The 14,517-nt window shown below is 46.9% G+C and carries 18 protein-coding genes; 12 read left to right on the top strand and 6 right to left on the bottom strand.

What is annotated here, in order from left to right:
* A partial coding sequence (locus VN429_RS07800; RefSeq protein WP_325631767.1) for a SpoIIE family protein phosphatase occupies positions 1-1,370 on the top strand: 1,370 nt, incomplete at its 5' end.
* 54 nt (positions 1,371-1,424) lie between these two features.
* Positions 1,425-1,817, top strand: coding sequence for a PaaI family thioesterase (locus VN429_RS07795; protein WP_325631764.1), 393 nt, complete (start codon positions 1,425-1,427; stop codon positions 1,815-1,817).
* Between the two features lie 38 nt (positions 1,818-1,855).
* Here the strand turns inward: VN429_RS07795 and htpX are convergent, their stop codons facing one another.
* Positions 1,856-2,737, bottom strand: a complete 882-nt coding sequence (gene htpX / locus VN429_RS07790) for a zinc metalloprotease HtpX (protein WP_325631769.1) — start codon at positions 2,735-2,737, stop codon at positions 1,856-1,858.
* 213 nt (positions 2,738-2,950) lie between these two features.
* Here htpX and VN429_RS07785 point away from each other — a divergent pair, with 213 nt between their 5' ends.
* A complete protein-coding gene (locus VN429_RS07785) occupies positions 2,951-3,778 on the top strand; it encodes a pyrroline-5-carboxylate reductase dimerization domain-containing protein (RefSeq protein WP_325631758.1) in 828 nt (275 codons plus the stop codon).
* Between the two features lie 46 nt (positions 3,779-3,824).
* On the top strand, positions 3,825-4,274 hold the full coding sequence (locus tag VN429_RS07780; protein ID WP_325631752.1) for a PPC domain-containing DNA-binding protein: 450 nt from the start codon (positions 3,825-3,827) through the stop codon (positions 4,272-4,274).
* Between the two features lie 15 nt (positions 4,275-4,289).
* On the opposite strand, the gene cofC is transcribed toward VN429_RS07780, so the two are convergent.
* Entirely contained in the window at positions 4,290-4,922 is a 633-nt protein-coding gene (cofC, locus tag VN429_RS07775) for a 2-phospho-L-lactate guanylyltransferase (protein ID WP_325631750.1), read from the bottom strand.
* A 131-nt stretch (positions 4,923-5,053) separates the two neighbouring features.
* Between cofC and cofG the strand changes: the two genes are divergently transcribed.
* From cofG to VN429_RS07755, 4 genes are all read left to right on the top strand, one after another.
* Entirely contained in the window at positions 5,054-6,091 is a 1,038-nt protein-coding gene (gene cofG, locus VN429_RS07770; protein ID WP_325631748.1) for a 7,8-didemethyl-8-hydroxy-5-deazariboflavin synthase CofG, read from the top strand.
* Complete coding sequence (gene purC / locus VN429_RS07765; RefSeq protein WP_325631746.1) at positions 6,088-6,804, top strand: phosphoribosylaminoimidazolesuccinocarboxamide synthase; 717 nt, start codon at positions 6,088-6,090, stop codon at positions 6,802-6,804. Before cofG ends, purC begins: the two co-directional genes overlap by 4 nt.
* Before the next feature lie 142 nt (positions 6,805-6,946).
* Positions 6,947-7,225, top strand: coding sequence for a ferredoxin-thioredoxin reductase catalytic domain-containing protein (locus VN429_RS07760; RefSeq protein WP_325631743.1), 279 nt, complete (start codon positions 6,947-6,949; stop codon positions 7,223-7,225).
* 118 nt (positions 7,226-7,343) lie between these two features.
* Positions 7,344-8,036, top strand: a complete 693-nt coding sequence (locus tag VN429_RS07755; protein ID WP_325631739.1) for a DUF4013 domain-containing protein — start codon at positions 7,344-7,346, stop codon at positions 8,034-8,036.
* Between the two features lie 34 nt (positions 8,037-8,070).
* On the opposite strand, the gene VN429_RS07750 is transcribed toward VN429_RS07755, so the two are convergent.
* A complete protein-coding gene (locus VN429_RS07750; RefSeq protein WP_325631737.1) occupies positions 8,071-8,523 on the bottom strand; it encodes a universal stress protein in 453 nt (150 codons plus the stop codon).
* A 94-nt stretch (positions 8,524-8,617) separates the two neighbouring features.
* Here VN429_RS07750 and VN429_RS07745 point away from each other — a divergent pair, with 94 nt between their 5' ends.
* Positions 8,618-9,427: a hypothetical protein gene (locus tag VN429_RS07745; RefSeq protein WP_325631735.1), complete on the top strand. Its 810-nt coding sequence runs from the start codon at positions 8,618-8,620 to the stop codon at positions 9,425-9,427.
* A 127-nt stretch (positions 9,428-9,554) separates the two neighbouring features.
* On the top strand, positions 9,555-9,746 hold the full coding sequence (locus VN429_RS12570) for a HepT-like ribonuclease domain-containing protein (RefSeq protein ID WP_414675296.1): 192 nt from the start codon (positions 9,555-9,557) through the stop codon (positions 9,744-9,746).
* A 64-nt stretch (positions 9,747-9,810) separates the two neighbouring features.
* On the opposite strand, the gene VN429_RS07740 is transcribed toward VN429_RS12570, so the two are convergent.
* Together VN429_RS07740 and VN429_RS07735 are read right to left on the bottom strand one after the other, a co-directional pair.
* Positions 9,811-10,113 (bottom strand): YunC family protein, encoded by a 303-nt coding sequence (locus VN429_RS07740; RefSeq protein WP_325631733.1) that lies wholly within the window; start codon positions 10,111-10,113, stop codon positions 9,811-9,813.
* A 2-nt stretch (positions 10,114-10,115) separates the two neighbouring features.
* On the bottom strand, positions 10,116-11,309 hold the full coding sequence (locus tag VN429_RS07735; protein ID WP_325631730.1) for a glycosyltransferase family 4 protein: 1,194 nt from the start codon (positions 11,307-11,309) through the stop codon (positions 10,116-10,118).
* 169 nt (positions 11,310-11,478) lie between these two features.
* On the opposite strand from VN429_RS07735, the gene VN429_RS07730 reads away from it, so the two are divergent.
* Positions 11,479-12,618: a TM1812 family CRISPR-associated protein gene (locus VN429_RS07730; protein ID WP_414675295.1), complete on the top strand. Its 1,140-nt coding sequence runs from the start codon at positions 11,479-11,481 to the stop codon at positions 12,616-12,618.
* 42 nt (positions 12,619-12,660) lie between these two features.
* Here the strand turns inward: VN429_RS07730 and ilvC are convergent, their stop codons facing one another.
* Positions 12,661-13,656 (bottom strand): ketol-acid reductoisomerase, encoded by a 996-nt coding sequence (gene ilvC / locus VN429_RS07725; protein WP_325631727.1) that lies wholly within the window; start codon positions 13,654-13,656, stop codon positions 12,661-12,663.
* Between the two features lie 132 nt (positions 13,657-13,788).
* On the opposite strand from ilvC, the gene VN429_RS07720 reads away from it, so the two are divergent.
* The gene (locus VN429_RS07720) at positions 13,789-14,463 is read left to right on the top strand and encodes a hypothetical protein (protein ID WP_325631725.1); all 675 of its coding nucleotides are present in this window, start codon (positions 13,789-13,791) and stop codon (positions 14,461-14,463) included.
* Positions 14,464-14,517 lie beyond the last annotated feature (54 nt).

Below are 14,517 nucleotides of genomic sequence, written 5' to 3'. Positions count from 1 at the left end.
GTATCGTTCTCCTGCAGATGGTTTGCGTGATCATCGTAATCACGTATTTGATCATGAGATCACGCTTTTTTATCGATTTTCAGAACAGGGCACTCACCTGGAAGAGTTCAATCCTGATGATTCTGCTCTTCGGTATCGTCTCCATATATGGGACTGAAAGCGGAATCTATGTTTTTGGTGCCCAGATCAATATCAGGGATCTCGGCCCCATTGCAGCGGGTCTGACCTGCGGACCCCTGATCGGGCTTGGGGCAGGTATCATTGGAGGACTATACCGGTACTTTATTACTGGGGGAATTTCTCAACTTGCCTGCACCATCGCTCCCATAATTGCCGGCCTTATAGGTGGAGCAATCTATCTCTTCAACAAAAAGCAGTTCATTGGCGTTAAAGGTGCTGTCATCATCGCCGGTTGTATGGAACTGATACACATGGGGCTTGTACTTCTGCTTGGAAAACCATTTGAACAGGCGCTTGCCCTTGTCTCAGTGTCAATACTCCCGATGACCGTTGCAAACATGGTCGGGATCGGGATATTCTCCTTCATCTACATGAATCTGATTCAGGAACGCGAAACCGCCAATGAACGTGATAGGATCAGAACAGATCTTCAGCGAAAACAAGCAGAACTCTCTATTGCACGCGATATCCAACTCAGTTTTCTCCCTGATACAATTCCCTCAATAAATGGATACCAGATTTCACCAGCAAGCCTGCCAGCCCGGGAAGTTGGGGGAGACTTTTACGATGTCATCATCCCGGTTTCTCAGGATAAAATAGGTATCCTGATCGCAGACGTTTCTGGAAAAGGAGTTCCTGCAGCCTTATTTATGGCCCTCTCACGGACTATTACCCGGGCCAATGCAACATGGCATAAATCAGCGGTCAATGTGATCACCGAGACAAACACAATGATCTGCGCTGATGCACGATCAGGTATGTTTGTCACTCTATTCTTCGGCGTACTGAATCCAAACAGACGGACATTCACCTATGTCAATGCAGGGCACAACCACCCGCTCATATTCAGGGATGACGGCACCAAAGAGGAACTCACCACTACCGGCCCCGCGCTCGGGATCATGGATGATGTAAGATATACAGAACAGACCACAACCATCAATCCGGGTGATATCATGGTCATGTATACTGACGGTGTCACCGAATCTGTAAACCGAAACAATGAGGAGTTAGGTGTAGAACGGCTGGAGTCAATTGTACACGAGCATCGTTGCTCTTCTGCTGAAGAGATCAGGGATGCCATCATCAGAACAGTAAATGTGTATTCAGACGGACAGGATCAGTTCGACGATATCACGATAATAGTTATGAAAGGAGAGGAACACGGCAGTACCTGTAATGGAACCTAACTATTACCAAAATCATTCCGACAAACCGATACCGGACAAAGGCAGACATTTACTATGGATGATGCAACAACATTTCTTGATGCTGATCCCTTCTCCAAACAACTTGGAATCAGACTGATAAGCGCTTCACCGGGAAAATCAACCCTTCATCTTGATATTTCAGATAAACATCTCAACAGTCATGGAACAGTCCACGGAGGGGTGATCTTCTCCCTCGCTGATGTCGCCTTCGCAGTTGCCAGCAACACAAGCGGGATCCCGGCTGTTGCAATCAATACCAGCATAACCTACATGAAAGCCGCTTCATCAGGTGCCCTGATTGCAGAGGCAAAAGAGTTCTCATCAAACCCGAAACTCGGATCATATGTCGTGGAAGTGTATGATCAGAATCGGGAGAAGATTGCTATTTTTCAAGGACTTGCATACCGGAAGTCTCCAAAAAGATAATACAAAAAAAATACAGCCAAATGGCTGTTTACTGTTTTTTAATACCCACGCAGTTCAGACTCAACCTTGCGAAGGTTCTCAATCCGCTTCTCAAGTGGAGGATGAGTGGAGAAGAGGCTTGCAAGAGTCTTGCCTGATATTGCTGGAATAATGTAGAAGGCGTTTGCACCTTCTGCTGCAACCTTTGCCTCTGCAGGAATGTACTCCATGCGGCCGCTAATCTTGGTCAATGCAGAGATAAGTGCTTCAGGATTATTGGTGATATATGCACTCCCTCTATCTGCAGCAAACTCACGATACCGGGAAAGAGCCATCATCAGGAGTGTTGCAACCACCCAGACAACGGCGGCCACAATACCTGCAATGATCCAGGCACCTGCCCCTCCTTCACGACGGTCAAAGATTGAGGCAAAGAGGAAGTTCTGCATGATCATCGAAGCGATCATGGCAATGAACGAGGCAAGTGTCATAGTGAGGATATCACGGTTCTTGATATGTGAGAGCTCATGGGCTAAGACCGCTTCAAGTTCCTGCTGATTCAGGGTTCTCATAATCGAATCAGTCACTGCGACCACTGCATGAGTCGGGCTTCTTCCGGTAGCAAATGCATTAGGGATAGGTGACTGCATCACTGCTACTTTTGGTTTTGGAAGACCTGCTTCAGTACAGAGTTTTTCAATCATCCTGTGAAGGCCAGGCTCTTCATCCTCTTCGACAATGCGGGCACCGGTGGACATCATAACCAGCTTGTCAGAGAAGAAGTACTGAACAAGTCCCATGACAACTGAGATGACTATAATAAATCCGATACTCAGTTTGAGTGCCATGAGGATGCCGATAAATACAAGATATACCAGGAGGAGCAGGGACCAGGTGATAAAAACCCGGTAGGTCAAACCCCAGTCACGTTTCCAGATCATGGTATATACGTATGCGAGCACGCCATCATAAACATTATCTGCAAAGCTCCGGATTATCCCGAAAATTTCACCTTCTTCTGCAGAACGAGCAGTTTCCTGAAGAGAAACCTTATCAGGAGAAACAGAATAATCAACCAAAACTCATTCTATCGGATTGATTGTACCGGTAACCCCGCATCTGAACTGATAAACCATCAAAATCAACCTGGTACCATGAAGTCTATCGGGTTTATCGGGTACGGGCAGATGAACAGTATGCTTGTGGAGGGATTTTTACAGACCTCTGCTCTTAATCCAGAAGATATCATCATTAGTACCAGAACCAGGGAAAAGGTAAACCCGCTCCTTGAAAGATATCCTGAAATCAGAATTGCTAGTTGTAACAGCGAGGTGGCAGAGAAAGCAGACCTGATCATAATTGGAGTAAAACCCCTTGAGGTTGCCGGGATCATCAAAGAAATAAATGGCATCAGAGGCAATGAAATTCATATCATCTCTCTTGCTGCATGTGTCAGTACTGATCTGTTAGCACAGACTCATCCAGGTAAGGTAACAAGGATACTCCCTTCAGTCTGTTCAACTGTTGGTGAAGGAATCACACTATGCTACCATCACCATAGAGTAGATCCAGATAGTGCCAAATATGTTGAGGAACTCTTCGCAGCGATCAGTACCGTTAAATTGGTGAAAGAGGATCTCTTTGAACCAGCAGGAGACCTGATGAGTTGTGCCCCAGCTTTTCTCTCACGGATTTTTCTTGAATTCGCTCTGGCAGGTTCACGCCATAGTACACTTACACTCAATGAATGCCTTGAGATGGTCGTATCCACTGCATTCGGTACAGCTCTCATGCTTCAAGAGGGGGTAGAGCCGGAAGATCTGATAAGAAGGGTAGCCACACCAGGTGGAATTACAGAAGAAGGAGTGAAAATGCTTGAGAGCGATCTCCCGGTTATGTTTGACAGACTCTTTGAGACAACACTGGCAAAGTATGATCTGGTCAAAAGCAGGGTTGCAGAGACTGTCAGGAAAACACCCTGACCATTACAACAGGAATCAGATACAAATCAGGAGATAAACAGATAATATGCAGTACGCTTCAGGTACCCAGGGAAGGCTCTTTTATATCAGATTTGATCATGGAGAGGATCTCCTTTCAGAACTGCAAACCTTCATAAGGGAGCATCATATTCGATCAGGAATGATCCATCTTATCGGTGCCCTTTCACAGGGAAACCTGGTTACCGGACCAAAAAAGACAGTTCTCCCCCCTGATCCGGATTGGCACTCATTTGACGAAGCACGGGAACTGATGGGTATTGCAATGATAAGGGAGGGATCGGATGGACCTGTACTCCACTATCATTGTTCGACAGGACGAGGAGATTCCACCCTCACCGGATGCATCAGATCAGGAACAAAAGTGTACATCGTAATAGAAGCAGTTATTACTGAGTTTGCAGGATTTACGGTGTTTACTGAAAAGAATGAGGAAATCGGCCTCGAACTTCCCATGCCACGCCAGAATCAGGAGTAAAGATCATATATATCATTAATTGCGGGAGACCCCAATCCTGCTTTTTCGAGATTCAATGCGAAATCCTAACGACTGAAGATATTTTTTTGCACTACCAGAAGTATGGAGGAGGACTTCAACCAAGTCATCCTGCTCATCCACGTCACAGTACAACCTGAATGAGTCAATAACCGAACAGGTGAGACCTGTATCTGAAGCAAACCTTACATGCTTGAGATAACTGGTCCCGTAATATTGTGCCCTGAATTTGTCTGCAGATCTGATATACACAGCATTGGTTCCACCACCACGGCCCGGGACAATTGCCATGTCAGAACCCGATGTCATCAATGCCAATATTGAAGATCGGTCTGCAAGTGCCAGATCAGCCATGATGATAGCTAGTGGCCCTGTGTTTGCGATGCAGAAGATATCAATCGCCTCGTTTAGACCCTGATCCAGGATCTCAACCCGTACCTCCTCCCCATCAGGCAGAGTAAACGGAGCAGTTGAGAGGACCAGCGGATCGCACCCGGCACTCCTTATAGCAGATACAACATCACGTAGCATGGCCAGGGCAAAGATCTCACGCTCCTCATCACTAAGTACACATGAGAGACGTGTCTTGGGATTTTTCGGTTTAAAGGGGATTACTACCGGAACTCGCATAGTATCACAAGCCAACAATGACCGCTGATACATGGTTAGCCGGAGTATGGGTTAAAGGAACCTGAGATCTGTCCTCGTCAAAGACCGATTGATTACCCAGTACTGCTAAAGTTAACCTGAACTTTCTACATATGCCACCTGATATCAATCCATCCATAAGGCAACGCTCAAAGATTATTCATGGAGAAGAAGGGATCATCACCTTTTCCCGCAATGTGTTCCTTCCTCTTACTTTTGTCTGCCAAAACCACTGTGGGTACTGCACTTTCAGGCAGCCTCCCGGCGCCGGATGCCTGACCGGGCCGCATCAGGTACAAGAGATCCTTACAAAGGGTCAGATGTTCGGATGCACAGAGGCACTCTTCACCTTTGGTGAAAGACCTGAACTGGTACCCGGGTTTCAACCTTATCTGAAAGCCCTCGGCCACTCCACCATCCTTGATTACTGCGAGGAGATGTCAAAACGTGCTCTGGAGGCCGGACTACTCCCGCATACCAATGCGGGTGTCCTCACCGGTGAGGAGATGGAACGACTAAAACCCCTGAACGCAAGCATGGGCCTGATGCTTGAGACAACAGCAGACATCCCTGCACACAAAGGCTCGCAAGGAAAGGCCCCGGAGGTGAGGATAGAAATGATAGAAGAGGCGGGAAGACAGAAGATCCCGTTTACCACCGGGCTCCTGATCGGAATCGGTGAGACACGGGAAGACCGGAGAGAGTCACTCCAGGTAATCAGCGATCTGCACCGCAGACACGATCATATTCAGGAGATCATCATCCAGAACTTCTGCCCAAAACCAGGCACTGATATGGCAGCATACCCGGGGGCAACCACCGAGATCATGAAGGATACAATAAGTCTGGCAGATGAGATACTACCAGCAGACATCTCAATTCAGATACCCCCTAACCTTGCCGACTCCCGTTCACTGCTCAGATTTGGTGTAACTGATCTCGGCGGGGTCTCACCCGTAACCCCTGACTATGTAAACCCCGAACACCCCTGGCCAGGAATTGAGGAACTCAAAGGTCTGACCAGCGGATACAGCCTGCGTGAGCGTCTGTGTATCTATCCGAAGTATATCAGGAAAGGGTGGTATTCACCAGGACTGAAGGATTATATCATGAGGCTGGAGAACAGAATCACTGAGAGAGGAATGCAATGAGCATGGAGACCCCCCTGTATGAGGGGAAGGCCAAATCAGTGTACCAGACTGAAAATCCGGATGAACTGAGGGTTGTCTTCCGCAATGACATGACCGCTTTCAATGGTGTCAAGCACGACCAGTTTGAGAATAAAGGGCGGTTCAATGCGACTGCATCAGAGTTCTTCATGCGCCTTCTTGAGGAGAATGGAGTCTTTACCCATTTCATCAGCAGGCCAGACCCTGATACTATGATCGTCAAAAAACTCCAGATGATCCCACTTGAGGTAATTGTCAGGAACGTTGCTGCCGGTTCGATGGTGAAAAAATACCCGATACAGGAAGGCACTGTCCTAAATCCACCGGTTGTTGCGATCGATTACAAGGACGATGAACGCGGGGACCCGATGATCAATGATGAGATTATTTATGCGTTAGGAATTCTGAATCCTGAAGAACTTAAAACAGTAAAGAAAGCAGCCCTTCGCATAAACGAGATCCTTTCAACATTCTTTGATGAATACGGGATCAGGCTGGTTGACTTCAAACTCGAATTTGGGAAGACAAAGGGTTCCATTCTCCTTGGCGACGAGATCAGCATGGACTCAATGCGGCTATGGGATAAGAAGACTGGAGAGTCGTTTGACAAGGATGTGTACCGGTTTGAGAAAGGAGACGTTATGACCGCATACCGTCGTGTCCTTGAGAGGATCATCCCGGGATTTGGAGGATAAATCCTTTCATTTCCCCTCAGTTATGTAACTCCCAGTAACCAAACCAGAAGCATTGCACGCGGGATACCCTGGATCAGGAGAAAAATTCTTGATTTCATGGTTCATCACAGCGAAATTCGTTCAGACAGGATAGAATGATAACATGAACACAGAGCAGGAAGATGCAGTAAAGGCGTGGGCAGAAGAGTATGCAAAGGAACATGGATGGATCCTTAACCCTGATGATAAACAGCGCGAGACTGTAATCAAAGGACTCGCTCGCAATACTGAGCGGTTCGGCTTTAGATACTGTCCGTGCAGGATCAGGTCAGGAGATCCTGAAAAAGACAAGCGTATCATTTGTCCGTGCGTGTTTCACCAGGATGAACTGGACCAGGCTGGTCACTGTACATGTAATTTCTTTTACGACAAAGAGGCGTAACCACCTCATTTTCCCTGCTCTTTATATCTTTTATTAATTCAGATAGCAGAACCCTGCCAACTCATTTCGATATCTTGATACGCTGTATGCTCCTGATTATGTACCACAGGAAGCAGACATGGGATCATACTCTGCAATTCTCTCGGATGGATCCGAGTACGTAAGAGAAGGGCTTGTTGAGAAGTGGCAGCGATGGGTGATCCTCATCGTGCTGCTTGTCATCCAGGCCTTCACAATCTGTATCATTCCGTTGTTCAATGGATACCTTGTCAGGATCTATGGATCAACCAGTAATGATGCTCCCAACATTGATGACTACAAGCGCCTCTTTGTTGACGGCTGGAAATTGAACATTGTCACCATCCTCTACATGATTCCGGCAGTTATCGTCGGCGTAGTGCTTGGTCTTTTAAGCATTGCTCCAATTATGGCGGCAGTTCTTGGAAGAGGTCGTATAGACGAGATTCTGGGTTTTATTGCAGGCAGCATCGGGCTGGTTGTTACCGGTCTTATCTTTGCGATCATCACTCTGATCATGTACATGGCTTTTGTCCACTTCTCAAGAAGCGGCAAAATCATTGATGCTTTCAGTGTCGGTGAAATTACAAAAAAGATCGGAGATGGAATCGGCTGGGCTTCCTATGTATTCATGTGGGTAATCATCTGGATCATCTCGATGATTCTCTGCGTAATCATTATGGGGCTCAATGTTATTCCACCACTCGGTGTTACCGTTGGTATTGTGCTCACCCCTCTGTGGGCAGTGTTCATTGCAAAAGTAACCCGCAACGTATATGATAACAAACTCTGATTAAAATCAGGGTTCATATTTTTCCTTGTTTCCGTTAGTCTGGTTTGACTACCAGAACAGCAACATGGCTCTGGTGAACAACACCAGTGCTCACACTGCCAAGGATAAGCCTTCCAGCCATACCTTTTCCACTTGATCCAACTACAATCAGATCATTGCCATGTGACTGGGAGAACTCTATCAGGCCCTCAACTGCATCCCCGACACGGGTATGAATCGCAACTTCATGGCCTTCTTCAGTTGAAACTGTTTTGATCGCATCAAAGAGTTCATTCTCTTCCATCTGAAGAAGACTTGTATGCATCGCATTGCCATTTTTCTGGTGAACAACGATGTCCTGTTCAGCACACTGGGCATAGATACGCGGCGGTATAACGAAGAGAAGATCCAATGTTGCATTCAATAGTTTTGCAAGCCTTACAGCATCGCGTAATGCTTTCATGCTCTCTGGTGAACCATCAACACCGATGAGAATCCGCTTGTACATAGAATTTCTATCTGTTGCAGGGCATTAAAAGATGATGAAATGACCTGGTGACCTGGCGAAAAAAATAGGTGGATGAAGCGCTATCTAATATGCCATGATCCGTGCACCGGTTTTCATACCCCTCATTGTCATACTGCTGTTTTGCGGCCTTTTTACCGGATCGGCTTTAGCAGATCAGATTAACCTCTCTGGAACCGACCTGCTCAGCAAGGTCAGTTCATCACTTTCAAATGCACTCGATGAAGTGGACAGTAATATTTCAGATACTGCAGGGGTGTTCAGTGGTGAAACACTAAAGACAGCATCTGCAGAGAAGATCGTAGCCAAGAACAGGATGAATATCCCCGGATGGGCTGGAGTTGTTCTGATGGCAGGTAATACTACCCTCACTACGCTGAATGAATCATATGCCAGCCCTGATAAAATTGAGATTATAAAACGCGATCCATCAGTATTGAATGCAATTGCAATCCTCAAACCGCGGACTGGTAATGCAAATCCACGTGCCGGGGATAATATGATTCTTGTCACACGTCCGGCAGTGGTGGATGAACAGAACGGAGCGGCAATCGCAGTTCTACTTTCATCTCCCTTCTGCAAAGCAGTCATTGATCCTCAGATCAAAGATACTGATGCAATAGCGATGGTGATGCAGCCTGATGGTACAATCCTGTATATATCGGATTCATCCGAGATGGACAAAATCCCACCAGACAACTATGTTACCGAGTACCCATCCTTCAGGGATGTAAAAAAGGCCATGATTAAGGAGAAAGAAGGGCACATCTCGTATGAACTCTGGCGACCTGACCCAACAGAACCCAAGGGAAGAGAAGCATACTGGAACACTATTTATCAGAATGGTGCAGAGTGGCGTGTCCTTATTGCACAGGCTATCAGATAACCAGTAGCAGGGCGATCTGAAGACAGAGATAAACCACATAAAATTCCTTTTTTTCTGAAATTCTGATGTCGGCAGTAAGGAATCAGATCATGATTCTGGGAGAAGCTGCCAAACAAGTTCATAAGAAATTTGTGAATCTTATCCTGAAATTCCCTGGAGTCAACTTGTCAGAACCCGGAACCGACTCATTCACGGTTACTTCAAGGTTGACTCGCAGCTTCTTTTTATGATGGCAACTGTTCGCGTTAATATCTTTCATCGCCAAATAACCAACATAATTTTAGAGATACAAAAGACTCCCTGCTCAAGCGAGGATTGATTTTGATTTAATTCGTTCTAAAACCTGAAAATTAGCAGACAAACGGAAAAAACGGTGAAAAAAATTATGCCAGCCGGAGCAGGGCATCTTTCCCGCTCATCCCAATCGTTATGCCAAGGGCTGTCCCTGCCTGATTCACTGCAACGATCTCACCAGAGAGAAGTTCATCAATAGTGCTAACAGAAGGCGTTGAGACCGGTCTGACCTTGGCTGCCGGTAGATGAAATTTATCAAGGGCAAGTACGTCAACTGCTCCACAGCCGACAAGACCTTTCTCCCCCATTGCAAAGACAAGATTTACAGGGCCAATAGGTATAACATGACCCATAAAAGTCTTGCTACCCACAGAGAACGATTCAGATGCCATATCTATATCTCAGCCCTTTTGAATATATCAAAGATGGCAGAGCACCGCCGGTCAGGCATTTTTTTCTGACATACACCGGTTTCCATTGTCCGGTAGTACTGCTCAAGGTCACGCGTGATCTGATCCCAGTCATGTGCAGAAGTATAATGCCTAGAAGCCACAGGATCCGGGGGGTTCTCAAGACAATACCTGATACCTGAAGCGATATCCTCAGGAGTCATGGCAGAGAGATATCCAAGACCAGGGAGGACATGGGCTGATGCAGCATTGCGAGGATGATTTATCGTAACCAGTGAAAGCCCGCATGTCAGGGCTTCCAGAGCAGCTATTCCAAAACCCTCCCGTTCACTTGGGAGAACAAAAATCCGTGATGATTTCATCAGAGAAAGAACATGCTCATGCTCTGCAATAAATCCGGGGCAGGTGATATGAGCAGAAAGACCATACTTCTGAATTTTGTTTTGGATGATATCAAAATCCGGACCATCACCAATGATAATAGCATGGAAAGAAGGAAAATCAGAGATCAATAGCCTTACTGCTTCAACCACAAGTTCCGGGTGTTTTTCGGGGATGAATCTTCCAACAAATATCAGATCTGATCTTTCTGCTGCCGGGGGAACTGCAGCAATTGCTGCGACATCAATACCGTTTGGAATCAAAACCACATCACCATCATATCCGGTTTTCTTTACCTGGGAAGCGGTAAGTGGTGATACCGAAATGATTCTGGGACTCATCTGAAGGGCTGTCCGTTCGATCAAAAGCCCGGCAAGGCCACTGAATCCCATGTACAAAAACCAGTACCTGCCCCAGAACTCATGCCATGTAATCACCAGGCATCGTTTCTTTAGCAGACAGAAGAGCGAGAGAAGGATTGCAGGAAAATATGGAAAGTTCTGACAGTCAAAGATCTCCATGTCAGATCTTGCAAGATGTTTAGTTAGACCGAGGGTGTAACGGACTGCCTGAAGAATTGAACGGCGTCCTTCAGTATAGAGTCCCATGGCAGGACAGACACCGTGAAGCACCATGCCTTCACGTTCAATAACGTCAGGCCCGGCCCAGTATTTCATTCCATACAGATGGACCTCATGACCGCGGGCAGCTAGCCGTACACCTAACTCATGAATCCGTTTCTCAACCCCGCCGATAGTCTCGGGGTAGATTACATCATAGATATAGCCTATCTTCATCAGAAGACTCCAAAGACCACTGGCGGTACTCCTGGATAAGTTCCGATTAGGATTTATCCCTCCCGGTATATCAAGATCAAGAACCCTGATGAGATGTATCTCCTGTATAAATCATGAAAGGTCAGATTTGTCCCGCTTTTGCCGAGATGATCTCTGCCATGTCACCGATATGATCCAGGAAGCAATCTGGAACTTCTGGCATCCTGAAGAAATTATCCTCTGTATCAGGGATCCCAGAAGTGCCCATGTCGCAGCTGCATGTGAATCCAGAGGAATAGTTGTCAGAAAACTCTGGCTTCCAGAAGGAACCAATGAGGACGAGTTATGGCAGACCTTTACTCTTCTTGTAGAACTGGCTGAAGAAGGCGAGGAGATCCTCTTTGATATTACGGATGGACACCGGAGCCTGCCATTCATTATCTCACTTGTTGCAACCTGGATGAAAGAGGTGAGGAGGGTAAAAATCATCGGAGTTGTGTATGCAACACAGCCTGACGAGCACGGGTTCCGGCACATCGTAAACCTTCAGCCGGTTCTACAGGTTATAGACTGGATGGCAGGGGTTCGTGCTCTTTTGTCACATACAGATGCTGAAAAGATCGGTAATCTGTTCACCGGACTACAGGGGAGTATATATAAGGCAGGACATGAACCAGAGCCACCAAAACATCTGACTGGCTGGTCACATCTACTCGGAACTTTCACAAAAGCAGTCCGACTCTCTAGACCGGTTGATGCCATGTATGCAGCATGGGGAATCTCTCAGGACTTACCTGTTATCAGGAATGAAATCCGAAGATTTGCACCAGCACTACTACCTGTTGTAGAAGAACTTGCAGAGATCGGAGAGATGGCCGCCATTCCAAGCCCGGAAGAACTTGGCAGTGAATACCTCTTCATGCAGCTCCGGCTGATCAAATACCAGATCGATCATGGTCTTGAGATGCAGGCCATAGCTCTCTCCCGGGAATGGGTTATCTCAGTCTCCATGCTGGTTCTTGAAGTTGATGAATCCTGGCTTGATGCAGACAGACGTCATGCAGTCTCACGAACCCTGACCGGGCTCGCACTCACCCTCCAGGGCATTTCTTCAGAGACAACACCGTTTACGCACATACTTCTTGAAAAGACGAACTGGAAAGAGATGGTCAGGATCTGGGAAAGGGTTTCAGATCTCAGAAACGATCTTGCCCATTGTAGTATGAATCGCAGAAATGAAAGCCTGCGATCTCTCCTTCAGCGGACCCAATCGATACCTGATGAGCTTGAAGAGTTTGCACTCCATGCAGGTGTCACGCTTAAAACCTGAAGTGACTGGTTCGAGCAGGAAAAAATAGACCCAAAGGGTTGATTATCTTTTATTCTTGAACTGGGGCATCATCGCCCTTATTTCGGAGCCAACCTCTTCGATAAGGTGCTCCTCGTCTGCACGGGTAAGGGCAGTGAAAGTCGGGCGGTTGACCATGTTCTCAAGGATCCATTCCTTGGCAAAAGTGCCGTTCTGGATCTCTTCAAGAACCTCCTGCATCGCCATGTATGACTCCTGACCGATGACACGCGGACCCCGGGTCAGGTCACCATACTGGGCAGTGTTGGAGATTGCACTGCGCATCTTGGTAAATCCACCCTCATAGATGAGATCAACGATCAGTTTGGTCTCATGCAGAACCTCAAGATATGCCATCTCGGGAGCATATCCTGCTTCAACGAGCGTCTCAAACCCTGCTCTGATGAGTGAGGTGATACCACCGCACAGAACAGCCTGCTCTCCAAAGAGATCAGTCTCGGTCTCTTCACGGAAGTTTGTCTCAAGAACAACTGCTCGTGTGGCACCGATACCCTGTGCATATGCAAGAGCAACCTTTCTGGCACTGCCTGATACATCCTGGTGGATTGCGATCAGAGCCGGAACCCCCATACCCTCGGTATAGGTCCGCCTGACCATGTGACCGGGTCCTTTTGGTGCGACCATCACAACATCAACATCTTCTGGCGGAACAATCTGCCCGTAGTGGATGTTGAATCCATGGGAGAACATGAGGACCTTGCCCTTGGTAAGGTTGGGTCCGATAAAGGAGCGGTAGACCGCTGCCTGGTTTTCGTCAGGGATAAGAATCTGTATAACATCAGCTTTCTTTGCTGCCTCTGCAACCTCATAGACCTGGAAACCCTCGCTCTTGGCAAGGTCCCAGCTCTTTCCCGGTCGCAGACCGATGATTACATTCAGGCCGCTGTCTTTCAGATTCAGTGCCTGTCCTCTCCCCTGAGAGCCGTATCCGATTACTGCAATCGTCTTCTTGGCGATTGCAGACGGATCGACATCATTATCGTAGTACTTCTGGATCATAGATGACCTCTGTGTTCTCCTGATAACCTGTTGGGAAGGAAGGGATATCACTTTTCCTTCTTTTCATAGTTTTCAGATAGTCAGTCCATATCATTACCACCCCCTGGTGCAGTTACGCGCATCATCTGGTGCATGATATCACAATCCAGATCAAAGTGGTATTCAGACAATGCCTGTTCAGCAGGGTTAATCACCGGAGAAAAATCATCAGATAGTATGTTTGTCTGGTCTTTAAATCTCACAAGAACAATCCTATGCCTTTTTCTCACGTTTCTATTCATACCATCGGTTTTTGCCGGAGGGGCAGGAGCAGGATTTGGAGATTATGGAGATTTTGGCGTCTCAGAAGGGGCACGAATGGGTGCAAATGCCCACTACTTAGGCCTTATTCCGGGCAACATTTCTGCAACGAGTTCAACCCCAAGAGTGATGACACCATTGCCCACCGCAACTCCTAAACCAACAGTAACACAGGCCCCGGCATACCAGAATAAAACAACAACAAACGCAACAACAGAAGGCAATCTAACCAATTCTTCAATTGTTGCAGATAATTTCACCAGTTCTTCAACAAATAACAGTGAGCCAACATTAGGAGATCTTATCAGAGCAGGAGACTGGAACGCAATCACTGCATATCATGACCAGAAACGGACAGAGCAGACAAACTTCCATGACACAACCGGAGTAAATAAAAGTCAGGGGGAGGCAAAAATTCAGGATACTACAAAGACCAAAAATCAGAATGACTCTGCCCTTGCAAGCGATGACGACTCAGTAGTTACTGTCGTATACCCATGCACATGAGATGTTCAGAAATCACATTTGATTTGTGAGAACGGCACTATCTCACCATTTTTG

It is taken from the genome of Methanospirillum sp. (assembly GCF_035560735.1).
Taxonomy (GTDB): domain Archaea; phylum Halobacteriota; class Methanomicrobia; order Methanomicrobiales; family Methanospirillaceae; genus Methanospirillum.
The sequence above is the reverse complement of the archived record's forward strand: the minus strand, read 5'-3'. Positions and strand labels throughout refer to the sequence as shown.

Coding starts and splice junctions, on each gene's coding strand:
- VN429_RS07795 (WP_325631764.1), top strand. CDS start 1,425: ATGGATGATGCAACAACATTTCTTGATGCTGATCCCTTCTCCAAACAA.
- htpX (WP_325631769.1), bottom strand. CDS start 2,737: ATGATCTGGAAACGTGACTGGGGTTTGACCTACCGGGTTTTTATCACC.
- VN429_RS07785 (WP_325631758.1), top strand. CDS start 2,951: ATGAAGTCTATCGGGTTTATCGGGTACGGGCAGATGAACAGTATGCTT.
- VN429_RS07780 (WP_325631752.1), top strand. CDS start 3,825: ATGCAGTACGCTTCAGGTACCCAGGGAAGGCTCTTTTATATCAGATTT.
- cofC (WP_325631750.1), bottom strand. CDS start 4,922: ATGCGAGTTCCGGTAGTAATCCCCTTTAAACCGAAAAATCCCAAGACA.
- cofG (WP_325631748.1), top strand. CDS start 5,054: ATGCCACCTGATATCAATCCATCCATAAGGCAACGCTCAAAGATTATT.
- purC (WP_325631746.1), top strand. CDS start 6,088: ATGAGCATGGAGACCCCCCTGTATGAGGGGAAGGCCAAATCAGTGTAC.
- VN429_RS07760 (WP_325631743.1), top strand. CDS start 6,947: ATGAACACAGAGCAGGAAGATGCAGTAAAGGCGTGGGCAGAAGAGTAT.
- VN429_RS07755 (WP_325631739.1), top strand. CDS start 7,344: ATGGGATCATACTCTGCAATTCTCTCGGATGGATCCGAGTACGTAAGA.
- VN429_RS07750 (WP_325631737.1), bottom strand. CDS start 8,523: ATGTACAAGCGGATTCTCATCGGTGTTGATGGTTCACCAGAGAGCATG.
- VN429_RS07745 (WP_325631735.1), top strand. CDS start 8,618: ATGATCCGTGCACCGGTTTTCATACCCCTCATTGTCATACTGCTGTTT.
- VN429_RS07740 (WP_325631733.1), bottom strand. CDS start 10,113: ATGGCATCTGAATCGTTCTCTGTGGGTAGCAAGACTTTTATGGGTCAT.
- VN429_RS07735 (WP_325631730.1), bottom strand. CDS start 11,309: ATGAAGATAGGCTATATCTATGATGTAATCTACCCCGAGACTATCGGC.
- VN429_RS07730 (WP_414675295.1), top strand. CDS start 11,479: ATGATCCAGGAAGCAATCTGGAACTTCTGGCATCCTGAAGAAATTATC.
- ilvC (WP_325631727.1), bottom strand. CDS start 13,656: ATGATCCAGAAGTACTACGATAATGATGTCGATCCGTCTGCAATCGCC.
- VN429_RS07720 (WP_325631725.1), top strand. CDS start 13,789: ATGATATCACAATCCAGATCAAAGTGGTATTCAGACAATGCCTGTTCA.